Source organism: Nocardia sp. NPDC051463 (assembly GCF_040681975.1).
In the GTDB taxonomy this organism is placed as follows: domain Bacteria; phylum Actinomycetota; class Actinomycetes; order Mycobacteriales; family Mycobacteriaceae; genus Nocardia.
Genome location: NZ_JBFBAB010000007.1, coordinates 102,723 through 125,076 on the forward strand (window position 1 = coordinate 102,723; position 22,354 = coordinate 125,076).

25 protein-coding genes and 4 tRNA genes are annotated in these 22,354 nt (G+C 65.0%); 20 read left to right on the forward strand and 9 right to left on the reverse strand.

Annotation, left to right across the window (positions count from 1 at the left end; all coding sequences use genetic code 11):
• Positions 1 to 197: 197 nt before the first annotated feature.
• The 3 genes from AB0M74_RS12775 to AB0M74_RS12785 form a co-directional block, all read right to left on the reverse strand.
• Positions 198 to 908, reverse strand: a complete 711-nt coding sequence (locus tag AB0M74_RS12775; protein WP_364905641.1) for a demethylmenaquinone methyltransferase — start codon at positions 906 to 908, stop codon at positions 198 to 200.
• A 213-nt stretch (positions 909 to 1,121) separates the two neighbouring features.
• A complete protein-coding gene (locus tag AB0M74_RS12780; protein WP_364905644.1) occupies positions 1,122 to 2,264 on the reverse strand; it encodes a glycosyltransferase family 1 protein in 1,143 nt (380 codons plus the stop codon).
• 89 nt (positions 2,265 to 2,353) lie between these two features.
• On the reverse strand, positions 2,354 to 2,815 hold the full coding sequence (locus tag AB0M74_RS12785) for a DUF3592 domain-containing protein (RefSeq protein WP_364905646.1): 462 nt from the start codon (positions 2,813 to 2,815) through the stop codon (positions 2,354 to 2,356).
• Between the two features lie 40 nt (positions 2,816 to 2,855).
• Here AB0M74_RS12785 and AB0M74_RS12790 point away from each other — a divergent pair, with 40 nt between their 5' ends.
• Positions 2,856 to 3,362, forward strand: a complete 507-nt coding sequence (locus tag AB0M74_RS12790; RefSeq protein WP_364905648.1) for a DUF2505 domain-containing protein — start codon at positions 2,856 to 2,858, stop codon at positions 3,360 to 3,362.
• 70 nt (positions 3,363 to 3,432) lie between these two features.
• On the opposite strand, the gene AB0M74_RS12795 is transcribed toward AB0M74_RS12790, so the two are convergent.
• Genes AB0M74_RS12795 through AB0M74_RS12805 form a run of 3 tightly spaced genes read right to left on the reverse strand, consistent with a single transcriptional unit; the run spans position 3,433 to position 5,625 of the window.
• Positions 3,433 to 3,870, reverse strand: coding sequence for a VOC family protein (locus AB0M74_RS12795; protein ID WP_364905650.1), 438 nt, complete (start codon positions 3,868 to 3,870; stop codon positions 3,433 to 3,435).
• A gap of 56 nt (positions 3,871 to 3,926) precedes the next feature.
• The gene (locus AB0M74_RS12800) at positions 3,927 to 4,340 is read right to left on the reverse strand and encodes an AraC family transcriptional regulator (RefSeq protein ID WP_364905653.1); all 414 of its coding nucleotides are present in this window, start codon (positions 4,338 to 4,340) and stop codon (positions 3,927 to 3,929) included.
• A gap of 4 nt (positions 4,341 to 4,344) precedes the next feature.
• Positions 4,345 to 5,625, reverse strand: a complete 1,281-nt coding sequence (locus AB0M74_RS12805) for a geranylgeranyl reductase family protein (RefSeq protein WP_364905656.1) — start codon at positions 5,623 to 5,625, stop codon at positions 4,345 to 4,347.
• 334 nt (positions 5,626 to 5,959) lie between these two features.
• Between AB0M74_RS12805 and AB0M74_RS12810 the strand changes: the two genes are divergently transcribed.
• Both AB0M74_RS12810 and htpX read left to right on the forward strand, forming a co-directional pair.
• A complete protein-coding gene (locus AB0M74_RS12810) occupies positions 5,960 to 6,967 on the forward strand; it encodes a polyprenyl synthetase family protein (protein WP_364905660.1) in 1,008 nt (335 codons plus the stop codon).
• Positions 6,968 to 7,183: 216 nt separating this feature from the next.
• Entirely contained in the window at positions 7,184 to 8,065 is an 882-nt protein-coding gene (htpX, locus tag AB0M74_RS12815; protein WP_364905663.1) for a zinc metalloprotease HtpX, read from the forward strand.
• 11 nt (positions 8,066 to 8,076) lie between these two features.
• Here the strand turns inward: htpX and AB0M74_RS12820 are convergent, their stop codons facing one another.
• A complete protein-coding gene (locus AB0M74_RS12820; RefSeq protein WP_364905666.1) occupies positions 8,077 to 8,562 on the reverse strand; it encodes a MarR family transcriptional regulator in 486 nt (161 codons plus the stop codon).
• Between the two features lie 126 nt (positions 8,563 to 8,688).
• On the opposite strand from AB0M74_RS12820, the gene AB0M74_RS12825 reads away from it, so the two are divergent.
• Complete coding sequence (locus AB0M74_RS12825; RefSeq protein ID WP_364905669.1) at positions 8,689 to 9,735, forward strand: nitroreductase/quinone reductase family protein; 1,047 nt, start codon at positions 8,689 to 8,691, stop codon at positions 9,733 to 9,735.
• Between the two features lie 89 nt (positions 9,736 to 9,824).
• Here AB0M74_RS12825 and AB0M74_RS12830 read toward each other — a convergent pair.
• Positions 9,825 to 9,907, reverse strand: a tRNA-Tyr gene (locus AB0M74_RS12830).
• A 175-nt stretch (positions 9,908 to 10,082) separates the two neighbouring features.
• Here AB0M74_RS12830 and AB0M74_RS12835 point away from each other — a divergent pair.
• From AB0M74_RS12835 to AB0M74_RS12885, 11 genes are all read left to right on the forward strand, one after another.
• Positions 10,083 to 10,574, forward strand: coding sequence for a YajQ family cyclic di-GMP-binding protein (locus tag AB0M74_RS12835; RefSeq protein WP_364905672.1), 492 nt, complete (start codon positions 10,083 to 10,085; stop codon positions 10,572 to 10,574).
• A 140-nt stretch (positions 10,575 to 10,714) separates the two neighbouring features.
• Positions 10,715 to 10,787 (forward strand) — tRNA-Thr (locus AB0M74_RS12840).
• Positions 10,788 to 10,858: 71 nt separating this feature from the next.
• Positions 10,859 to 10,934 (forward strand) — tRNA-Met (locus AB0M74_RS12845).
• 42 nt (positions 10,935 to 10,976) lie between these two features.
• Positions 10,977 to 11,147, forward strand: a complete 171-nt coding sequence (gene rpmG / locus AB0M74_RS12850) for a 50S ribosomal protein L33 (RefSeq protein WP_014988500.1) — start codon at positions 10,977 to 10,979, stop codon at positions 11,145 to 11,147.
• 186 nt (positions 11,148 to 11,333) lie between these two features.
• Positions 11,334 to 12,401: a fused (3R)-hydroxyacyl-ACP dehydratase subunits HadA/HadB gene (locus tag AB0M74_RS12855; RefSeq protein ID WP_364905927.1), complete on the forward strand. Its 1,068-nt coding sequence runs from the start codon at positions 11,334 to 11,336 to the stop codon at positions 12,399 to 12,401.
• Positions 12,402 to 12,656: 255 nt separating this feature from the next.
• A tRNA-Trp gene (locus AB0M74_RS12860) sits at positions 12,657 to 12,729 on the forward strand.
• A gap of 29 nt (positions 12,730 to 12,758) precedes the next feature.
• A complete protein-coding gene (gene secE / locus AB0M74_RS12865; protein WP_364905676.1) occupies positions 12,759 to 13,148 on the forward strand; it encodes a preprotein translocase subunit SecE in 390 nt (129 codons plus the stop codon).
• Between the two features lie 202 nt (positions 13,149 to 13,350).
• Entirely contained in the window at positions 13,351 to 14,097 is a 747-nt protein-coding gene (gene nusG, locus AB0M74_RS12870) for a transcription termination/antitermination protein NusG (RefSeq protein ID WP_364905930.1), read from the forward strand.
• A 97-nt stretch (positions 14,098 to 14,194) separates the two neighbouring features.
• A complete protein-coding gene (gene rplK, locus AB0M74_RS12875) occupies positions 14,195 to 14,629 on the forward strand; it encodes a 50S ribosomal protein L11 (RefSeq protein WP_328406571.1) in 435 nt (144 codons plus the stop codon).
• A 114-nt stretch (positions 14,630 to 14,743) separates the two neighbouring features.
• Entirely contained in the window at positions 14,744 to 15,457 is a 714-nt protein-coding gene (rplA, locus tag AB0M74_RS12880; protein WP_364905680.1) for a 50S ribosomal protein L1, read from the forward strand.
• Between the two features lie 115 nt (positions 15,458 to 15,572).
• Positions 15,573 to 16,112 carry an NADPH-dependent FMN reductase gene (locus tag AB0M74_RS12885; protein ID WP_364905682.1) on the forward strand — a complete coding sequence of 180 codons (540 nt, stop codon included), beginning with the start codon at positions 15,573 to 15,575 and terminating at the stop codon, positions 16,110 to 16,112.
• Between the two features lie 77 nt (positions 16,113 to 16,189).
• Here AB0M74_RS12885 and AB0M74_RS12890 read toward each other — a convergent pair whose 3' ends face one another.
• Positions 16,190 to 17,812 carry an MFS transporter gene (locus tag AB0M74_RS12890; protein WP_364905684.1) on the reverse strand — a complete coding sequence of 541 codons (1,623 nt, stop codon included), beginning with the start codon at positions 17,810 to 17,812 and terminating at the stop codon, positions 16,190 to 16,192.
• Positions 17,813 to 18,254: 442 nt separating this feature from the next.
• Between AB0M74_RS12890 and rplJ the strand changes: the two genes are divergently transcribed.
• The 5 genes from rplJ (at position 18,255) to AB0M74_RS12915 (ending at position 22,343) form a co-directional block, all read left to right on the forward strand.
• Positions 18,255 to 18,800 carry a 50S ribosomal protein L10 gene (gene rplJ / locus AB0M74_RS12895; RefSeq protein ID WP_364905686.1) on the forward strand — a complete coding sequence of 182 codons (546 nt, stop codon included), beginning with the start codon at positions 18,255 to 18,257 and terminating at the stop codon, positions 18,798 to 18,800.
• Positions 18,801 to 18,941: 141 nt separating this feature from the next.
• Positions 18,942 to 19,316, forward strand: coding sequence for a 50S ribosomal protein L7/L12 (gene rplL / locus AB0M74_RS12900; RefSeq protein WP_328406566.1), 375 nt, complete (start codon positions 18,942 to 18,944; stop codon positions 19,314 to 19,316).
• Between the two features lie 274 nt (positions 19,317 to 19,590).
• The gene (locus tag AB0M74_RS12905) at positions 19,591 to 20,667 is read left to right on the forward strand and encodes an ABC transporter ATP-binding protein (protein ID WP_364905689.1); all 1,077 of its coding nucleotides are present in this window, start codon (positions 19,591 to 19,593) and stop codon (positions 20,665 to 20,667) included.
• A gap of 11 nt (positions 20,668 to 20,678) precedes the next feature.
• On the forward strand, positions 20,679 to 21,473 hold the full coding sequence (locus AB0M74_RS12910) for an ABC transporter permease (protein ID WP_364905692.1): 795 nt from the start codon (positions 20,679 to 20,681) through the stop codon (positions 21,471 to 21,473).
• A 69-nt stretch (positions 21,474 to 21,542) separates the two neighbouring features.
• Positions 21,543 to 22,343: an ABC transporter permease gene (locus tag AB0M74_RS12915; protein ID WP_364905933.1), complete on the forward strand. Its 801-nt coding sequence runs from the start codon at positions 21,543 to 21,545 to the stop codon at positions 22,341 to 22,343.
• Positions 22,344 to 22,354: the final 11 nt, after the last annotated feature.

The following is a 22,354-nucleotide window of genomic DNA, read 5'->3' on the forward strand; positions in this document are numbered from 1 at the left end:
GGCCTATTTACCCAGCGTTATCGCCAGATGACAATTTTCCTCACAGCGGGGGCCGAGAGCGGTGAGGTGTGCGTCCTGGTGTCTCGTGATGGCCCGTCCGGCCAGGTGAATGCCACATTTGACCGGCGATATCGGCGGTAACCGCACCGTAACCATCTCGGCCGAAACACGGTGTGAGTGCGGTCACCGCACAACCGTCAGAGCTTGTATCCGCGATGCATCGCGACAATGCCGCCGGACAAATTGCGCCATTTCACCGCCGACCAGCCCGCGTCGGCGATCCGCACGGCAAGCTGCCGCTGATTCGGCCAGGCGCGGACGGATTCGGCCAGGTACACATAGGCATCCGGATTGCTGCTGACCGCGCGTGCCACCTTCGGCAGCGCCTTCATCAGGTACTCCATGTACACAGTGCTGAAGACCGGAACGATCGGCGTGGAGAACTCACAGACCAGCAGCCTGCCGCCGGGCTTGGTGACCCGGAGCATCTCGCGCAGCGCCTGCTCGCTTTCGGAAATATTGCGGAGTCCGTAGGAGATCGTCACCGCATCGAAAGAATTGTCGGCGAAGGGCAGCGCGGTGGCATCGGCCGCGACCATCGGCACATCGCGGAACTTGCCCGCGGCGAGCATGCCCTGGGAGAAGTCGGCCGCCAGACACCAGGCGCCGGATTTCGCGAGGTCGAGCGTGGAGATCCCGGTGCCTGCCGCGAGGTCGAGCACACGCTCACCCGGTCGTGCCGCCAGCGCCTTGCGCACCGCCCAGCGCCAGTATCTGTCCTGACCCAGGGAAATGACGGTGTTGGTCAGGTCGTACCGCTTCGCGACCCCGTCGAACATCGACGCGACCTCGCGCGGCTGCTTGTCCAGCGAGGCCCGAACCGATTCCCGCTGCTCTATTTTCGCCACCCCTCGACAGTAACGCGCCGTCCAGTCCGCACCGGCCATGATCCCGGGCACAACTGCCGCGGACCAGGCCCGTACCCGGTTCCCGAGGGTCACGCTCCTGCGCTCGGCCCCGCGCGATCGGTGACGGACTTCGTCGGCGGGTGTTGTCAGGCGGCTGCTTTGCCTACGCTCGGCCCGGCGCGATTGGTGACCGACTTCGTCCGGCCGGTGTCATCAGGCGGTGTGTGGCAGTCGGATCTGCTGTCCCGCCACAGCCGCATAGTGGCCCATCAATTGGGTGCAGATCGCGGGCCAGGTGCGTCGCAGCACCGACTTGCGGGCGGCGGCGGCAAATCGGGTTCGCAACGTCGGATCGTGGAGCGCGCCGATGGCGCTGGGCAGCAGTTCGGTGAAGCGATCGACCGGGAGCAGGTATCCGTTGCGGCAGTGCGCGATGAGGTCACGCGGACCGCCCGCGTCCGGGCCGATCACCGGAACCCCGGCGGCCAGTGCTTCCTGTACGCCCTGACAGAACGTTTCGTGCTCGCCTGCGTGCACCATCACATCCAGGCCGGCGTAGGCCTGCGCCAATTCGTCGCCGCCGAGCTCGCCGGTGAACACCGCGGTCGGCAGCATCCGGGCCAGTCGAGCCCGTTGCGGTCCATCGCCGACGATCACCAGCTGGATATCGGGGTCGCGCTCGAGCACCGCGAGCCGTTCGACATGTTTTTCCGGAGCCAGCCGCCCGACGAACCCGACGATCAGCTTCCGCTGCCCCGACAGCCAGGCTTCGCGCAGTTCTTCCCGGCGCGCCGACGGGGTGAACCGGGCGATATCGACGCCGCGACCCCACCGGTGCACCCGCGGAATACCGTGCCGCGCGAGATCTTCCGCGGCGGCCCGCGAGGGCGCCAACGTGCGGGTGGCGCCCTCGTGGATGCGGCGGGTCCACCCCCAGGCCGCGCGGCTGGCCAATCCGAGCCCATAGCTTGTGGCGAACCCGGCGACGTCGGTCTGATAAACGGCCACTGTGGGCAGGTCCAATCGCAGTGCGGCGGCCAGCCCACCGGCGCCGAGCAGGAACGGCGAGGCCAGGTGCACCACATCCGCGTCGAAATCGGCGATGGCGGCGGTGATGCCCGGCTGCGGCAGGCCGACCGGCAGGGAGCTGATCTTCGGCACCATCACCGCGGGGACTCGGTGCACCGGGAAGCGACCGTAGAACCGCGGGGCGGTCGGCTGCCCGCGCGGAGTATCGGGGGCGACCACGAGCGCCTCGTGGCCGTACTGGTCCAGATGGTCCAGCACCTTCAGCACGGAATTCACGACGCCGTTCATATTCGGCAGGAACGACTCCGCAACGATGGCTACTCGCACCACTCGAGACTGACCGGTACACCGCGCCATGTCGTCACGCCGACGTGACCAGGACGGAAAGTTCCGGCGAAATGTCGGGGCCGGGCCGGTCAGCGAGCCGGCGTCGGTTTCGCTCTGCGCCTGCCGACGCGCAACAGTATCCACAGCGTCGGCAGTGCGATCAACCACACCACCACGATCACCGAGAGCGCGGGCAGTACGGCGACGCTCGCGTCGCGTCCCGCCACGCGGACCAGGTCCGGATCGCTACGGTTGTACTCCACATTGATCCGCTCGCCCGCGGTCAGATTGGTCGGATAGAGCACCCCGACCTTCGGGTTATGCGTCTCACCGTCCGGTGTGACGTACATGACCGCCGAGCGCAATCGGCCCGCGGAGAGCACTTCGGCGGTGGTCACGCCTTTGTCGGAGCTGATCAGATAGTCGTTGCGCCAAGCCGCGAGCACGAGCAGGACAACGAGGGTAGTGAGGACGATCGCGACCGTGAGGATGCTGATCCTGGCCCGCCGTAGGCGGATCGACCGCCTTTCGGACTGGCTGGTTTCCGGCACTGCAACAGGCTACTTGCCACTTCGGATACCGTGTGCGCCCATGTCCCGAAAATTCAGCTTCACCGTGCAATACACAGTCCCGGTCGAAGATCTTCACCGGGCACTCACCACCGATGCCGTCTGGGCAGCGCGCTTCGCGGACGCCCAGACCGCAAGGATCGACCTGTCGCACCCCGGCGGCGAGGGGACGATTCGTATTCACATGACCGAAAAGGCAAGCCAGGACAAGGTTCCCAGCATCGTCGACAAGGTGCTCAAGAGCGAACTGGTGCTTTCGCGCACCGATAACTGGCAGGCGCTCGAGGGCGAGATCGCCAAGGGCACTTTCGAAGGCTCCACCGGTGGCATCACCACGGAGATGTCGGGGAACTACGAGCTGCGCCCGACGGCCGAGGGGTCGGAGATCGAGGTCGTCGGCTCGGTGCAGGTGAAAGTGCCGCTGGTCGGCGGCGCCATCGAGCCGCTTGCCGAGCAGTTGTTCCATCGGGTGCTCAACAGCGAGCGCAAGTTCTGTCAGGAGTGGTTGGCCGCCCAGGCCACCGCCTGATTTGAACCGATCTTCGTCGTCCGTCGCCCCGGCTCCGGCCGGGGCCCGTCGGGTCGGCGCGTCACGTTCACTACGCGAAGGCCTGCGGGTCGAATTCCTTCGGCTCCACCAGTACCAACCAGTTGCCGGAGTTGTCGCGAATGATCGCCTCCGTCCCGTAGGGCCGCTGCGCGGGCGGCTGGATGAACTCGACGCCCTTGGCGGTGAGCTCCTCGAAGGTCTTCTGGCAGTCCTCGGTCTTCAGGCCGAGCGCGCCGTGGGTGCCGTTGGCAAGCGCCCGCCTGATCGCTTCGGCGAGATTGTCGTCCAGCGGCGGGCCGGGAATCATCAGCGTCACTTCGAGTTCGGTGTGATCGGGGTGTGCGACGCTGACCCAGCGAAAGCCGTTTTCGCCCATGGTCACGTCGCTGACCTCGATGAATCCCAACTTATCGAGGTACCACTGCTTGGCGGCGTCCTGGTCGGTGACGTACACGGTGACCAGTGAGACGTTCGAAATGCTTGTCATGAGTACAGGCTATTGCCGCACTACGTGCCCGGGCTTCTCCGAAATTGCGGAGTCGGTCAGCTCGGCGGTGTGCGATCCGACAGCCCGTGCATGAACACGTAGCACCCGGGAATTCGCGGCGCCCCGTCGACGAATTCGGCCTGGTACTGCGACGGCGTCGAACCGACCAGCTGCCGGAACTTGCTGCTGAAGGACCCGAGACTGCTGTAGCCGACCAGCATGCAGACCTCGGTCACCGTCAGATTCGTCGCGCGTAGCAGATCCTGGGCACGCTCGATGCGCCGCTCGGCCAGATAGGCCGCAGGCGTCTTTCCGTACACCGCCGCGAACGCCCGCAGGAAATGGAACTTGGAAACCCCTGCCGTAGCGGCCAATTCATCGAGGTTCAACGGCTCAGCGTAGTGCCGATCCGCAAGGTCCCGCGCCCGCCGCAGGTGCGGTAGTAGATACAGCGCAGGCAGCCCGGTCATGGTGTCAGCTGAACGGTGCGAGCTCGTCGAAGCGCATGGACGCCCGGCCCGCGGCACGCCAGGCCCGCGCCGTCATGTCGAGGTCCTCGTCGGTGACCAGGTTGCCCATCACCCGAACCGCGGTGCGCTGCAGATACTTCGACCGCATCACCGGCGGACCGCCCATCGGAACCATGCGCGGATGGGTGGCCAGGCCGGCGATCCGCCGCGCCACCGAGAAGGTCCGCCCGTAGCGGGCGCGCAGCAGCTCCGGCCAGAGCCTGGTGAGGTCCGGCTCGTCGAGCAGCCCGGCAAGCATGTGCCCGCCTTCGAGGCCATAGTCGATGCCCTCGCCGTTGAGCGGGTTCACGCAGCCCGCCGCATCGCCGATCAGCACCCAGTTGCCTCCGGCCACATTCGAGACCGCGCCGCCCATCGGCAGCAGCGCCGAGGCGACGGCCCGCAGCGAACCTTCGAATCGCCATTCGTCGCGCCGCAGCGAGGTGTAGTGCTCCAGCAGCGGTTTCAGTGCGATATGCGAGGGCCGCTTCTGCGTGGCCAACGATCCGACGCCGATATTCACCTCGCCATTGCCGAGCGGGAATATCCACCCATAACCAGGGACCAGTTCGTTGTTCGCGTCGCGCAGCTCCAGATGTGAGGTGATCCACTGATCGTCGCTGCGCGCGGACTTGATGTAGGCGCGGGCGGCGACGCCGTAGGCGTACTCCCGATGCCAGGTGCGGCCGAGCAGTTTGCCGATCGGCGAACGCACACCGTCGGCCACGATCAGCGTGCGGCAGCCGATCGACTGGGTGCCCTCGGCCGTCTCGACCGTCACCGCGGTGACCCGGTCGCCCTCGCGGGTGACATCGACCACCTTCGTGCCGTCCAGCATCCGTGCGCCGGACTTGACCGCGGTCTCGCGCAGTTTGTCGTCGAGTTCGGTTCGGGGAATAGCACTTCCGTAGGTCGGGAAGGAACCGCTCGGCCACGGCAGCAGTGCCTCGCGACCGAAGCCCGTCATGCGAAGGCCATGATTCACCGTGTGTGCGCGCACCCAGTCGCCGAGGCCGAGATGCTCTAGCTCTGCCGTCGCACGCGGGGTCAGGCCGTCGCCGCAGGTTTTGTCGCGCGGGAAGACGGCGGAGTCGGTGAGCAGCACATCGCGGCCCGCCCGCGCGGCCCACGCCGCTGCCGCGGAACCCGCCGGTCCCGCACCGACGACGAGTATCTCGGTGCTTGCGGGCAGCGCGGCTTGCGTGTCCCCGTCGCGGCCAGCGGGCGTGACATCCGGTGAACCCATGCACTCAATACTCGCAGGGCAGTCTCATCGGTGTGCGGCGACTGGGCATTCGCTTGTTCGAGCGCGTCCGATACTGCCCGTGGGACGGTGGAACTCCAGCGGAGAGCATGCGGTGCTCGCGCGCGGAAGACAATGTGCAAAAGTGTCTGATACACCGCATAGTGACGGTGTTCATGGGGCCATCGGGCGGGGACACGCTAGGTTCTCTACCGTGGGGTCGGACGCATCGCTGGGAGAAGAAATGAGCACATCTGCAATGAGCGAGCGGAGCGAGCGAATCAATGACGCCGCGCGCCTCGCGAACAGCGGATCCGAGCGCCTGCGAGGAGGAACTATGAGCGACGTCAGCACGGTGGTTGCCGGGGTCGATCTCGGTGACACCCAACTCGCGGCGACGGTGCGAAACGGCCTGGAAAACGTCGAGAAACTCCTGATCGACGAGCTGTCCGACGGTGAAACCTTCCTTCAGGAAGCGGCGTTGCATCTGGCCAAGGCGGGCGGCAAGCGGTTCCGTCCGCTGTTCACCATCCTCACCGGCCAGCTCGGCCCGCGCCCGACCGACCCGGCGCTGATCACCGCGGGGACCGTGGTGGAGCTGGTGCACCTGGCGACTCTCTACCACGACGATGTGATGGACGAAGCCTCGATGCGCCGCGGTGCGCCGAGCGTGAATTCGCGCTGGGGCAACAACATCGCGATCCTGGCGGGCGACTATCTCTTCGCGCACGCCTCCCGGCTGACCTCCACCCTCGGCCCCGACGCGGTGCGGATCATCGCCGAAACCTTCGCCGAACTGGTGACCGGCCAAATGCGCGAGACCATGGGCGCACAGGACTCCCAGGACCCGGTCGAGCACTACCTGCGCGTGGTGTGGGAGAAGACCGGCTCGCTGATCGCCGCCGCAGGTCGGTTCGGCGGCACCTTTTCCGGCGCCGACGACGAACACGTCGAGCGGTTGGCCCGACTCGGTGACGCGGTCGGCACCGCCTTCCAGATCTCCGACGACATCATCGACATCTCCTCGGCCTCCGAACAGTCCGGCAAGACGCCGGGGACCGACCTGCGCGAGGGCGTGCACACTCTGCCGGTGCTCTACGCGCTGCGCGACGACGGCTCCGAGGGCGATCGTCTGCGCAAGCTGCTGGCCCGCCCACTGGCGACCGACGATGAGGTCGAGGAGGCACTCGGCCTGCTCGCTCGCTCGCGCGGCATGGTGCTCGCGAAGGAAAAGCTACAGGGGTACGCCGACATCGCACACGCGGAACTGTCGGCCCTGCCCGCCGGCCCTGCCAATGACGCACTCGAGCGCTTGGTCCGCTACACCATCGAACGCGTCGGCTGAGCTGCGCTCCCGCGCCTCTGGCGAGAATTCGGGCCCATGCGTTGTCGTCGGCGGCCGGCGGCTCAGCGAGTTCGTGCCCGGTGTTACCCATGTACATGCGAGTTGCCGGTGAGTATCGCGAATGTGGGCGTGGACTCCCGCTGGAACCCGTGTGGCGCTTATATCGTTGAACTGCTGTAGGGCACTCAATGGACGGGGGAGTGGGCAAGGAGACGTATGCACGGGCACGGGTATGCGAATGGACTCAAGACGTTCGGGCTGATGGTCGGTCTCTCGGCCTTGATCGTGTTCGCAGGCGCGATGTTCCGCAGCCCGATGATTCTGATCGTGGCGATTGTGCTCGCCGTCGGCATGAACGCCTACGCCTACTTCAACAGTGACAAGCTCGCGTTGAAGGCCATGCACGCGCAGCCGGTCAGTGAGCTGGAGGCGCCGTTGATCTACCGCATTGTGCGCGAGCTCGCGACCACCGCGCGTCAGCCGATGCCACGGCTCTACATCAGCCCTACGAACGCTCCGAACGCGTTCGCCACTGGCCGCAGCCCTCGGCACGCGGCAGTCTGCTGTACCAGCGGCATCCTGCAGATCCTCGACGAACGCGAATTGCGCGCGGTGCTCGGCCACGAACTGTCGCACGTCTACAACCGCGACATCCTCATCTCCTCGATCGCGGGCGCACTCGCCGCGGTCATTTCCGGCTTGGCCAACCTGGCCTTCTTCGCGTCGATGTTCGGCGGCAACCGCAATGGCGGCGGCCCCAACATGCTTGGCGTGCTCCTGGTTTCGCTGCTCGGTCCGATCGCGGCGACCCTGGTCAAACTGGCCGTCTCACGCTCACGCGAATATCAGGCCGACCAATCCGGTGCCGAGCTGACCGGCGACCCGTTGGCCCTGGCGTCGGCGCTGCGCAAGCTGGAGCGCGGAGTCCAGGCTGCCCCGCTGCCTCCTGAGCCGCAACTGACCGCCCAGTCGCACTTGATGATCGCCAACCCCTTCCGGGCGGGCGAGAAGGCCGCCCGCTGGTTCTCCACGCACCCTCCGATGGCCGAGCGCATCGCCCGGCTGGAGGAAATGGCGGGCGGCCCGCGCAACTACTAGCTCGGATCCGCTTATCCCAGTTCCCGTTCGTAGGCGTGGAAGGTGTCGACGAACAGCCTGCGTTGCTCGGGGGTCAGCGGCCCGAGGACTGCTCGCCATGCCCGAGCGCTGCCGCCGAGCCAGTCATTGACCGACTTCTCGTGCGCCGCCGCGATACCCACGATGGTGCGGCGGCGGTCGGCGGCGTCGGTGCGTCGTTCCAGCACACCCTGACGGCTGAGGTCGCCGACCATCAGGCTGACCGTCGTCGGTGCCACCTCCAGGCGCGCCGCGAGATCGTTGACGGTCATCGGCCCCTCGAAGACCAGGTTCGCCAGCAAGGACAGATGCCGCGGCGCGAGTGAGAACGATTGCAGCTCTTCGGGAATGTGCATCTTCTTCGCGCGGCCCACGACCCGCGGCATGAGCAGCAGCAGGCTGCGGATGCCCTCTTCCACCGCGATACCCGTGGCGTCGTGCGCGCGCTCGCCCGCGGCGCTGCGCCCATCGGTTGACATCCCGGATACCTCCAAATAATCTTTGACTGCAAAATTACTTTGCTCGCAAAGCAAAATCTATTGTCTCCGGCAAAGGCTATTACCGGCGGCCGCCGATCCGTGGCGGCAGCCCGGAAGGACCAGGACATGACCGACTCACAGCCGAACTCCGCCGCCGACTTCAACGCGGCGATCATCAACGAGTTCCGGGCCAGCGCGGGCAAGGTCGGCGGTATGTTCGCGGGCGCGCCGCTCGTGCTGCTGACGACGATCGGTGCGAAAAGCGGGCGCAGCCACACCACTCCTCTCGTGTATCACCGACACGACGATCACCTCCTGGTGTTCGGCTCGAACGGCGGGTCCGACAGCCATCCTGCGTGGTTGTTCAACGTGCGGAACAACCCCGAGGTGACAGTGGAGATCGGCGCATCCGGCAGCGTCGAGACCTTTCAGGCGACCGCGGTCGTGCTGAGCGGTCCCGAGCGGGATCGTCGCTATGCCGAACAGGCCTCCCGCGACCCGGCCTTCGCGGCGTATCAAGCGGGAACCCAGCGGGTCATTCCGGTGGTCGCCCTGCGCAAGGCTCGGCGGCCATCGGTCGGTCGACGCACCGTTGTCCTCGGTGCGGCGATCCTTGCCGGGGGTGTCGGAGTCCTCGCGACGCGTGGCTTCGCCGAGAAAACGACGCACGCCACGGCTGCGGCGACCGCCACGGCGCGGACAACGGCGATCGGCGATCATCTCCGGCAGGTGCATGCGCAGCTGAGGCGTGACCTCGGTGCGGTGCGCGCCGAGTTGGCGGCGCAGGTGGGCGATTCGGTGACGCTGCCGAGTCTGCCGCGCGATTTGCGCGCCCATTGTGTCGGTTTCTGTAGCGCGCTACATGAACACCACACCTCCGAAGATGGTGTCTTCCCGGTCCTCGCGAAGCAGTTTCCGCAATTGTCGCCCGTCTTGGCCCAGCTACAGCGTGAGCACGGTGAGGTCGCTCGGGTGATCGCCGAGTTGCAGCAGGTGCTCGACCGTGGCGACACGGCCGATCCGGCTCATATACGAACCGAATTCGACAGGCTCGCAAGCGAATTGGAGGCGCACTTCGTCTACGAGGAGAGCACGATCGTCGATGCGCTGAATGCCATGGACACCTCCGCGCTGCCGCCGCGTCCTGGCACCGACCGGCCCGGCGGCCGCTGAACACACGAACACATCGCGAATATCGTCCTGCCCACAGCGTGGCAGAAAAGAGAAACCCCCGTCGATCGTGATCGACGGGGGTTTTTCGGTGGCAGATGTAGGATTCGAACCTACGTAGGCTTTCACCGACAGATTTACAGTCTGCTCCCATTGGCCGCTCGGGCAATCTGCCTTTGCGCTTCTCGGCGCGCAGAGCAGCTTACAACGAACCCCGACCCCTTATGCAAACCGGCTGGCCAACGGCCGTGCGACGCGACTACGGTCGTGCTTCCGGGTAAAACTGACGATGACCGGGAGCACCCGGCGTGCGTCAGCACCGTAGGACCGTCACCGAACAGGAGCGCAGTGTGGCCGATTCGTCTTTCGATGTCGTCAGCAAGGTCGACCGTCAGGAGGTCGACAACGCTTTGCATCAGGCGGAGAAGGAGCTGACCACCCGTTACGACTTCCGGGGCACGGGCGCGACGATCGAGTGGTCCGGCGAGGACAAGATCGTGCTGACGGCCGAGGCGGAGGAGCGGGTCAAGGCTGCGCTCGATGTATTCAAGGAAAAGCTGATCCGTCGCGACATCTCCCTCAAGGCGTTCGACGCGGGCGACCCCATCGCCTCCGGCAAGATCCACAAGATCACCGGAACGCTGGTGCAGGGCATCGACTCCGAGCATGCGAAGAAGATCACCAAAAAGATCCGCGACGAGGGCCCGAAGGGCGTGAAGGCGCAGATCCAGGGCGACGAGCTCCGGGTGAGCAGCAAGAAGCGCGACGACCTGCAGGCGGTCATCGCACTGCTGAAGGGCGATGACTTCGGTATCGCGCTGCAGTTCGTCAACTACCGGTAGCGCGGTCGGCGGCCTCTTCAGGTCGCCGCAAAACCGCTCTGACCACTCGGTTTGGAAGTGCGACCGGTGAGTGTGTAATCTCGTTCAAGACTTCGCCGCGCCGGGGTTGCGATATAAAATCTTGGTGCGGAAGTAGTCATGCCCCCTTAGCTCAGTCGGCAGAGCGTTTCCATGGTAAGGAAAAGGTCAACGGTTCGATTCCGTTAGGGGGCTCGCCGGATTGCCGGTGGTGACCGACTCGGCATCTCCTAGGTTGGGCGCGGCACCAGGCAATGCGACCCCGTGGCGGTGTAGCTCAGTCGGTAGAGCAAACGACTCATAATCGTTGTGTCGCCGGTTCAAGTCCGGCCATCGCTACCAAAACCGATCAGACCATCTGGTTGACCCGAAAGAAGGAATGTCGTGGCCGCGAAGTCCACCGATGTCCGGCCAAAGATCACCTTGGCCTGCGAGCAGTGCAAGCACCGCAACTACATCACCAAGAAGAACCGGCGCAATGACCCCGATCGGCTGGAACTGAAGAAGTTCTGCCCGAACTGTGGCACGCACCGGGGACACAAAGAATCCCGTTAGTCCGCCACGCGTGCCGCTGCCGCGTGGATTGATTCCGGGAGATCGAATCCCGGTTGCTCGGGCTGTGACAAATGCGAGGGCCGGACAAATGTCCGGCCCTGACGCATTTTCACGGTGCGGGTGCGGCGGTCGAACGCTCCGCCGACTCCGGCACCGGGGTCAGATAGGTACAGTCCTCCCGTGACAATCAACACCGGTACAGACGAAGCGATCGCCATGGACGAGACTTTCGATCCTGCGGCACACGCGGCCTCCATGGTGGGTCACCACTACCGCGTCGACGACTACTACGAGGTCGGCCGCGAGAAGGTCCGTGAGTACGCTCGCGCCGTGCAGGATTATCACCCGCTGCACTGGGAAGAGGACATCGCGCAGGAGTACGGCTACGACGGCCTGCTCGCCCCGCTGACCTTCATCTCTCTTGTCGGCATTCTGGCGCAGCGCAAGCTCTTCGAGCAGATCGTCACAGGCTATGACCTGAGCCAGATCATGCAGACCGATCAGATTCTGGAATTCCACCGGCCGATCAAGGTCGGCGACCAGCTGACCTGCGATGTTTTCCTGCATTCGTTCCGGCAGGCATTCGGTGGCGACATCATCGTGACGAAGAACATCGTCACCGATCAGAATGACCAGCTGGTCCTCACCACCTACACCACCCTGATCGGGCGCAGTGGCGGTGACATCGATCCGAATCTGCAGGGCGCGGTGCGCAACGTGCTGATGCACGGCATCGGTGAGGATGCTCCGGAGCACCACTCGCGTACGCCGGCCGAGGATGCACCGACGCTCGCGCCGGTGGCCACGATTCCCGATAATGCGCCGAGTAAGCACGCGCTCGTTTTCGACGAGGTGTCCGCGGGCGACGAGTTGCCGCCACGTACCGTCCGGCTGACCCGCGGCGACCTGGTGAACTACGCGGGCGTCTCCGGTGACGCGAACCCGATCCATTGGAGCGACGAGGTCGTCAAGCTCGTCGGCCTGGACAACGTGGTCGCGCACGGCATGCTGACCATGGGCCTCGGTGGCGGTTTCGTCACCTCGTGGCTCGGTGATCCCGGTGCGGTCAAGGAGTACAACGTCCGCTTCACCAGTCCGGTCTACGTCGGCTCCGACGATCCTGCCGAGATCGAGTACACCGGGAAGGTGAAGTCGGTGGATCCGGAGACGCGGACCGCGGTCATCGCCATCGTGGCGAAGTCGGTCGGTCGCAAGATCTTCGGCCGCGCTACCGCAACGGTGCAGTTGGCGTGAGCGGTCATGGTCCGGAGCTGGACCCAGCCTGACCTGGTCGGCTGACCCTGATTGGCAAATGGCGCGGACGGTAACGTACACTCAGGTTTCTGGGGTCACCAGCCGTTGCGCGCTGCTCTGTAGGGCTGGTTCCAGGCGGTCCGGAGGATCGCCGACGGGGCCGGCAACTGCTGGAGCGGCGCGCGTGTTGTGTGACACCAGAACTGCACAACTGAATACCGAACAGTGGTTGGACAGCCAACACGGTCCAACCAAAGGGGCGTAGCTCAACTGGCAGAGCAGCGGTCTCCAAAACCGCAGGTTGCAGGTTCAAGTCCTGTCGCCCCTGCCCTGGATGCCAGCGACGAAAGGATCGACGTGAGCGACGAGCGGGATACTCGCCACGGCGCGCATGCGGCCGACGATGGCGATGACACCGCCGCAGTGAGTCGGCCGAGCGGCAAGCGGTCCGCCCGGCGGACCCGCAACGCGTCCGATTCGGGCACGGTCGCCACTATCGAGCGGCCGTCGCTGAGCAAGGCAGCCAAGAAGACCGATCGGGCCGAGCGTAAGACGGGTAATCCGTTCAAGCGCTTGATCAAGTTCCTCCGCGAAGTTGTCGCGGAACTGCGCAAGGTGATCTGGCCCAATCGGAAGCAGATGGTCACCTATACGAGCGTTGTTCTGGTGTTCGTGATTTTCATGGTCGCGTTCATCAGCGGGTTGGATCTGGCGTTCATCAAGGGTGTCAACTGGCTGTTCGGCTAGCCGAACGTCGCAGGCGACCGCTCGCAGGTCGCTGGAAACGATCGGTCGAAGCCGGTAGCCGATCCCGGGGCGGACACGGGCGGAGCGATTCCGTCGGGCGCCCGGCCCCGGCACGCAGAGGATGTACGTGACGACACAGGAAGCGAGTGCCCCAGTGAGCACCCCGGAGAACGACACAACCGACGAGTTCCCGGTCGACGATGTGGTGGTCGAGACCACCGACTCCGTCGAGGAATCCGCCGCCGACGAAGCGTCCGTGGTCGAGGAATCCGAGTCCGCTGACGAGCCCGCCGCCGAAGCCACCCCCATCGATGCCGAGCCCGCGGACCCCGTCGCCGAGATGAAGGCCGCGTTGCGGCGCGCCCCTGGCGACTGGTACGTCATCCACTCCTACGCGGGCTACGAGAACAAGGTCAAGGCCAACCTCGAGACCCGTGTGCAGAACCTGGACCTGGAGGAGTACATCTTCCAGGTCGAGGTGCCGACCGAAGAGGTCACCGAGATCAAGAACGGCCAGCGCAAGCACGTCAACCGCAAGGTGCTGCCCGGCTACATCCTGGTCCGGATGGAACTCAACGACGAGTCGTGGGGCGCGGTGCGCAACACTCCCGGTGTCACCGGATTCGTCGGCGCGACCTCGCGCCCGTCGCCGCTTTCGATCAACGACGTGGTCAAGTTCCTGGTCCCGGCCGCGCAGCAGCAGAAGAAGCCCGCTGCCGCCGCTGCCGCGAGCGCCGAGGGTGGCGCCGCCGATATCGTCGCCAAGCCGACCATCGAGGTCGACTTCGAGGTCGGCGAGTCGGTGACCGTGATGGACGGCCCGTTCGCGACGCTGCCCGCCAGCATCTCCGAGGTCAACGCCGAGCAGCAGAAGCTCAAGGTGCTCGTGTCGATCTTCGGCCGCGAGACTCCGGTCGAGCTGGCGTTCACTCAGGTCGCGAAGATCTAAGACCCGTTGAGACAGCGGCCGAGTCGAACGACCCGAGCCGAGGATCACAACACCAGGACTTGCAAAGAGCAAGGAAAACAGACCCGAGGAAAGAAAGATGCCCCCCAAGAAGAAGAAGCTCGCCGGGATCATCAAGCTTCAGATCCAGGCCGGCCAGGCGAACCCCGCCCCCCCGGTGGGCCCCGCGCTCGGTCAGCACGGCGTCAACATCATGGAGTTCTGCAAGGCGTACAACGCCGCGACCGAGTCGCAGCGTGGCAACGTCATTCCGGTCGAGATCTCGGTGTACGAGGACCGGTCGTTCGACTTCAAGCTGAAGACTCCGCCCGCTGCCCGGCTGCTGCTCAAGGCCGCCGGTATCCAGAAGGGTTCGGCCGAGCCGCACAAGACCAAGGTCGCGAAGATCACCATGGACCAGGTCCGGGAGATCGCCAAGACCAAGGCGGAAGATCTGAACGCGACTGATATCGATCAGGCGGCGAAGATCATCGCGGGTACTGCGCGCTCGATGGGTATCACCGTCGAGGGCTGAGCGCAGCGAAGCCCGCAGTTCAACACAGCGGGCTGATCTTCAGCTCCTCCACCCAGGTGGGAGGGCCGGCCAGGCCCGATAACCACTTCTGAACCAGACCAAGGACAGAGAATCATGGCAAAACGAAGCAAGGCGTATCTCGCCGCGGCCGAGAAGGTCGATCGCGATCAGCTGTACTCCCCGCTCGCCGCTGCGCGGCTGGCCAAGGAGACCGCCACCACCAAGACCGACGCGACCGTCGAGGTTGCGGTTCGTCTCGGTGTGGATCCCCGTAAGGCCGACCAAATGGTCCGCGGCACGGTCAACCTGCCGCACGGCACCGGTAAGACCGCCCGCGTCATCGTGTTCGCGGCCGGCGAGAAGGCCGCCGAGGCCGAGGCCGCCGGTGCGGACGCCGTTGGCGCCGAGGATCTGATCGAGCGGATCCAGGGCGGCTGGCTCGATTTCGACGCCGCGATCGCCACCCCGGACCAGATGGCGAAGGTCGGCCGGATCGCGCGTGTCCTCGGACCGCGTGGCCTGATGCCGAACCCGAAGACGGGCACGGTCACCAACGATGTGACCAAGGCCGTCAACGACATCAAGGGCGGCAAGATCAACTTCCGGGTCGACAAGCAGGCCAACCTGCACTTCGTCATCGGTAAGGCGTCCTTCGACGACGCCAAGCTGGTGGAGAACTACGGCGCCGCGCTGGACGAGATCCTGCGTGCCAAGCCGTCGACCGCCAAGGGCCGCTACGTCAAGAAGGTGACGGTGTCGACGAACACCGGACCGGGCATCCCGGTGGACCCGAACCGCACCCGCAACCTCCTCGACGAGGATGCGTAAGTAGCACCAGGCAGCAACCGCAACGGCGGGAACGCGAATCGCGTTCCCGCCGTTGCGCGTTTCCTGCGGAGTGCGCGGCCGGACTAATCCACACACGACGGTCGTTGCTTCTCTGGTGACCGTTGTTCTGTTGATTTCCGGAAGCACGCGTCGTGCTTCGACCAATTCCGCCGCGCTGCGCACTGTGCAAGCGATCGCTCCGAAGAGCGTGGAGACCACCTGGTACGACGGTCTGACCGACCTGCCCGCGTTCAGCCCCGATGATGACGGCACGGGTTACCCCGCCGTTGTCGCCCTCCGCGAACAGCTTTCGCGCGCCGATGCGGTGCTGCTGTGTACCCCCGAATACGCGGGCACGCTGCCGGGCAGCTTCAAGAACCTGCTGGACTGGACTGTTGGCACCGGCGATCTCTACGAGAAGCCGACGGCCTTTTTGAATGTGGCCGCACCGGGTCGCGGCGAAGGAGCCGCGGCAACCCTGGTGACTGTGCTGGGCTATATCGGCGCGGTCGTCGACCCGGGTACTTGCGCCAGGCTTCCGGTAGCGCGTGATGCTGTCGGCCAGGACGGCCTCGTCGGTACCGCCGAATTCCGGGCGGGCGCACGCGAAGCGCTCGATCGGCTGATCGAGCAGGCGGTGCGCGCGTCGGTCTGACGCCGATGGTCGGGCACGCCCCGCCGTCCCGGCGCGGGCCGGAACAGCGGGGCCGTCCGCTGCGGTGAATGAGTTGCCTAGTCGGACGTATCTTCTTGATTTCCTGCCGTTTTCCGCCACCCCAGCAGCACCGAATCACCCTCTTGCACGCCCCACGGCAGGAAGATCGCGACGATCACCGCGCACACGATCACCGCGCCGGCCGCCACCAGGGATGCCGCGTGCGAACCTTGCAGCGCCGCGGTCTTCATCGCCGTGATCAGGTTCTCGCGCTGTGCTTCGAAGAATGGGGCCAACTCCCGTTTGCGCATCTCGAGTACGCTGAGTGGGCTCGCCTGCACCAGACTCCGCTCGTTGGCGTCCATCATTCCGGCGGGCACCCGGTCGATGAGCGGCGCGACGCGAGTGGTGTAGTACGAGGCCACGATCGAACCGAGCACCGCGACGCCGAGGGTGCCGCCGATCTCGCGGGTGGTGTCATTGACCGCCGAGCCTGCGCCTGCCTCGTCGAGCGGTAGCGACGACATGATGGATTCGGTCGCCGGCCCCTGCACGATGGCGAGGCCGAGCGCCATCGACACCATGGACGGCAGTACATCGGTGAGATAGGGGCTCTCGACACCCACCTGGCCACCGAGGTAGAGGCCGAGGCCGGTGAGCAGCAGGCCGAACACGATGACGGGCGTGGGGCCGAGCCGTTGTGCGAGCAAGGTCGCGATCGGTGCTCCGATCGCGACCGAGAATGCGAACGGCAGTGAGGCGATACCGAATTCGAGCGGTGTGTATTCGCGCACGCCTTGGAAGTATTGCGTGATGAGGAACAGGAATCCGAACATCGAGAAGTAGCCGATCGCAATCGACAAGGCGGGCAGCGAGAATCGCCGATTGCGCAGCAGTGTCATATCGAGAATCGGTGCGCCGGCGCGCAGTTCCCAGATAACGAACGCGGCAAGCAGCGCGACGCCGAGTGTGCCGGTGCCGAGCGTGGTCACCGATGTCCAGCCGAAGCGCGGTGCCTCGATGATGGACCAGACCAGCAGCGTGATGCCCGCGATGGACAAACCGATTCCTGCTGGATCCAGCCGCCCTCCCTGCGAGGAGCGCGATTCGGGCACCCAGATCAGCGTCGCGGCCATGGCCAGCAGCGCCACGGGAACGTTGATCCAGAACACCGAATGCCACGAAAAGTGTTCCAGCAGCCAGCCTCCCGAGATGGGGCCGATGGCGATGGCGAATCCGGCCATGGCGGTCCACGCGGCGATGGCGAGGGCTCGCTCGTGACGATCGGTGAAGATATTGATAATGAGCGCGAGCGTCGCGGGGAAGACTGCCGCCGCGAACACGCCCATCGCGGCACGGGCGGTGATGACGCTGCCCATGGAATCCGATAGCGCGCCGCCGATCGACATGACGGCCACGCCGGCCAAGCCGATCATCATCACGCGGCGGCGGCCGTAGCGGTCGCCGAGGTTTCCGAAGGCGAGCAGTAGTCCGGCAAAGGTCAGTGTGTAGGCGTCGACGACCCATTGCAGTCCGCTGACGCCGGTCGCCAGCTCGACGCCGAGAGAGGGCAGGGCCACGTTGACGATGGTGTTGTCGAGTACGACCAGCAGTTCTGCCAGGCAGATCACGGCGAGTGCGGCGAAGCGGTGCGTGCGTCGTTCCAGCAGCACCGGTGGATCGACTATGGAGGTTGCCATAGCCCAGCAGTCAAGCAGTATCTGTCACCGTAAGTAACATCTTTTGGCGGCGATATCGACCACAACGCACTATGAATTGTGAGATGGCGCACAACAATTCGACGTCGAGAAGTGCTCGATTCCGCCCGGTGGGAGCCCGTTTTGGCAGATGGTGACCCTTGCAGGTACTCTGGTCGACAGTTATCGACGAGTTCGATCACTACCCAATCCGTTCTACCGAAGACCGTTGGTCGCCGTTCCCGTCTGGGATCGGTCGAAGGTCCGGCAATAGCCGGCGGCCCACGCAGGGAGATCTGAGGCTGGGAATTGGTCCGAGTATTACTCGGATCGGATCCTGTATTGCGCCCCGGAACGCTCTGCGTTCGGGGCGTTTGCTTTACCGCTGGCCCCTGGTGCTTGGTAGTTCGTATATACGAACCGACATCCAGAGAGGAGGCGAAGTATGGCAAAACCCGAGAAGGTCACTGCGGTCGAAGAGATCGCGGAGCAGTTCAGGAGCTCGACCGCCACCGTTGTCACGGAATACCGTGGTCTTTCGGTCGGCAAGCTCACCGATCTGCGTCGCGCGCTCGGCGCGGGCGCCACGTACTCCGTCGCCAAGAACACCCTGGTCAAGCGTGCGGCCGCGGAAGCGGGCGTCGAAGGCCTGGACGACTTGTTCGTCGGACCGACCGCCATCGCCTTCATTCAGGGCGAGCCGGTCGACGCAGCGAAGGCCATCAAGACCTTCGCCAAGGACAACAAGGCGCTCATCATCAAGGGCGGCTACATGGACGGCAATGCGCTGTCGGTAGCCGAGGTCGAGAAGATCGCCGACCTCGAGTCCCGTGAGGTGCTGCTGGCCAAGCTGGCAGGCGCCATGAAGGGCAACCTGGCGAAGGCCGCAGGTCTGTTCAACGCTCCCGCATCGCAGGTGGCTCGCCTTGCCGCCGCGCTCGTGGAGAAGAAGCAGGCCGAAGCCGGCGGCGAAACCGCTGCTGCTGAATAACCCCGCGGCGTGAGCGACGGGCCCGGAGGCGGAAGCGCCAGCGTAACCACGCAGGGCCCCGCGAACGCCGCACATTGAACACAGCGGGTGATTCGCGTGCGGCTCGCCCTCGTAGACACAACTACCGAAAGGAACAACATCATGGCCAACGTTGACGAACTGCTCGAGACCTTCGGCAACATGACCCTGCTCGAGCTGTCGGACTTCGTGAAGAAGTTCGAAGAGAAGTTCGAGGTCACCGCGGCTGCCCCCGTCGCCGTCGCCGCCGTTGGCGCTGCGCCGGTCGAGGCCGCTGAGGAGCAGGACGAGTTCGACGTCATCCTCGAGGGTGCGGGCGACAAGAAGATCCAGGTCATCAAGGTGGTCCGTGAGATCGTCTCCGGCCTGGGCCTGAAGGAAGCCAAGGACCTGGTCGAGGGCGCCCCGAAGCCGATCCTGGAGAAGGTCGCCAAGGACGCCGCCGAGGCTGCCAAGGCGAAGCTGGAAGAGGCCGGCGCCAAGGTCTCCGTCAAGTAATTCGCTCGTTTTCGAGCAATCCGCGAGCAGTCGCCTGCGACTACTTCGCCGAGCGGGCGGTCCCCATTGGGGGCCGCCCGTTTGCTTTGTCCGACGGCATGCGACCGCGGTGCGATTATCGAGAGCGTTTCGGGGTTACTCTTCAGTCAGGTTGGGGTGTGCCGCGTCTCGCCCATGGGTTACAGTGACCGAACCCACTGTGATGCGACACACCGCGACAGCCGAATTGCGTGGTACGCCGGTGGGCTGCTCGCTGAGAATTGTGGAGGTTGGCGTGGGCGTCGAGGTCAGGACCGAGGGTGTTACCAAGTCTTTCGGTTCCCAGCGAATTTGGCAGGACGTCTCACTGACGCTGCCTTCGGGCGAGGTCAGTGCGCTACTCGGTCCCTCGGGTACCGGTAAGTCCGTCTTTCTCAAGTCGCTGATCGGTTTGCTGCGCCCGGAGCGAGGCTCTATCTATATCGGCGGCACCGACATCACCACGTGCTCCAATAAGGAGCTCTACGAGATTCGCAAGCTCTTCGGTGTGCTGTTCCAGGACGGCGCGCTGTTCGGCTCGATGAATCTCTATGACAATGTCGCCTTCCCGTTGCGCGAGCACACCAAGAAGTCCGAGTCGGATATCCGCAAGGTCGTCATGGAGAAGCTGGAGCTGACCGGTCTGCTCGGGGCCGAGAACAAATTGCCCGGCGAGATCTCCGGCGGTATGCGCAAGCGCGCGGGCCTGGCTCGCGCCCTGGTGCTGGACCCGCAGATCATCCTCGTCGACGAGCCCGACTCCGGTCTCGACCCGGTCCGCACCTCGTACCTGAGCCAGCTGCTGCTCAACATCAACGCGCAGATCGACGCGACGATCCTGATCGTCACGCACAACATCAACCTGGCGCGCACGGTGCCGGACAACATCGGCATGTTGTTCCGCCGTCAGCTGGTGATGTTCGGCCCGCGCGAGGTGCTGCTCACCAGCGACGAGCCGGTGGTCAAGCAGTTTCTCAACGGCCGCATGATCGGCCCGATCGGTATGAGCGAGGAAAAGGACGAGGCGCAGATGGCGCGCGAGCAGGCGCTCGTCGACGCGGGCCATCACCACGGCGGCGCGGAAGAGGTCGAGGGCATCATTCCGCAGATGAAGGCCGAGCCCGGCATGCCGGTGCGACAGGCTGCGCTCCGTCGCAAGGAGCGGGTCCGCGAGATCATGCACACCCTGCCGCACCAGGCGCAGGTTGCGATTCGTGAGTCACTTGCGGAGAACGACGACACGCAGGTGCTCACCTATAACAACGGCGACCCAGCAGGTTATCAAGGCGGGACTTACGACACAACCGTGCGCCACAACACAACTAACGGGTAACATCTGCGATCGTGAACTCCACCCTGGCGCGATTGCGGACTCCGTTGGAGTCAGGGTTTGCCCAGGCCGGCAACATCTTTGCACTCTTTATCGACGTGCTGCGCAAGACGTTCAAGCGGCCTTTCCAGTTACGCGAATTCATCGAGCAGTCGTGGTTTATCGCGAGTGTTTCGATTTTGCCGAGCGCACTGGTGGCAATCCCGTTCGGCGCAGTTGTTGCGCTACAGACCGGCTCGCTGATCAAGCAGCTGGGAGCTGAATCTTTTACCGGCGCAACCAGCGTGCTCGCTACCGTGCAGCAGGCCGCCCCGGTCGTCACCGCGTTGATCATTGCGGGCGCGGCCGGGTCGGCGGTCGCCGCCGACCTCGGTTCGCGCACCATCCGTGAGGAGATCGACGCGCTCGAGGTGCTCGGCGTCGATCCGGTCCAGAAGCTGGTGGTGCCACGCGTCCTCGGCATGACCTTGGTGGCCGTGCTGCTCAACGGTCTGGTGTCGGTGGTAGGCATCGCGGGCGGCTACTTCTTCAATGTGCTGCTGCAGGGCGGTACGCCGGGTGCCTACCTGGCCTCGTTCTCCGCGCTGGCTCAGTTGCCGGACCTGTGGATCGGTGAGATCAAGGCGCTCGTGTTCGGAGTGCTCGCCGGCGTGATCGCCGCGTACAAGGGGTTGCATCCCAAAGGGGGCCCGAAAGGAGTCGGTGACGCGGTGAACCAATCGGTGGTGATCACGTTCCTGGTGTTGTTCTTCGTGAACCTGGTGCTGACCCTGGTGTACCTCCAGGTCGTCCCCGCCAAGGGCGCCTGACCCGTGGCCACTTCCTACCGCAGCCCGGCCCTGGCCAAGACTGCCCGTCGGGCGGGCGAAATCGTGCGTATGCCACTGAACATGGTCGATCGCGCCGGCGAGCAGATGTCGTTCTACTCCCGCGCCATCGCCTGGATTCCGCGGACCGCGGTGCATTACCGCAAGGAAGTCATGCGGCTGCTCGCCGAGGTGACTTTCGGTAGCGGCGCGCTCGCGGTGATCGGCGGCACCATCGGTGTCATCGTGTTCATGTCCGGTTCGGTCGGCGTCGTGGTCGGCTTGCAGGGCTTCAAGGCGCTCGACTCACTCGGCAGCTCCGTGCTGACCGGCTTTCTCACCGCCTATATCAACACCCGCGAGATCGCGCCGTTGGTGGCGGCGCTGGCGCTATCGGCAACGGTGGGTTGTGGTTTCACCGCCCAGCTCGGCGCGATGCGCATTTCCGAGGAAATCGACGCGCTCGAGGTGATGGCGGTGCCGGGTGTGCCGTTTTTGGTCTCCACGCGGGTGATTGCGGGATTCCTCGCGGTCATACCGCTGTACATTGTCGGCCTGCTCGGCACATTCCTGGCATCGCGAATGATCAGCATTTGGTTCAACGGGCAATCCAGCGGTTCCTACGACCACTATTTCGGCCTTTTCCTACCACCAGAGGACGTGTTGTATTCGTTCCTCAAGGTGCTGGTATTCGCGTTCGTGATCATCATGGTGCATTGCTATTACGGCTTCCATGCCACCGGCGGTCCCGCCGGCGTCGGTGTTGCGGTCGGCCGGGCGGTGCGTGCGGCGATCGTGCTCGTGAATGTGCTCGACTTCTTCTTGAGCCTGGCGATCTGGGGAACAACCACGACAGTGCGGGTCGCGGGATGAGCCGCATCCGT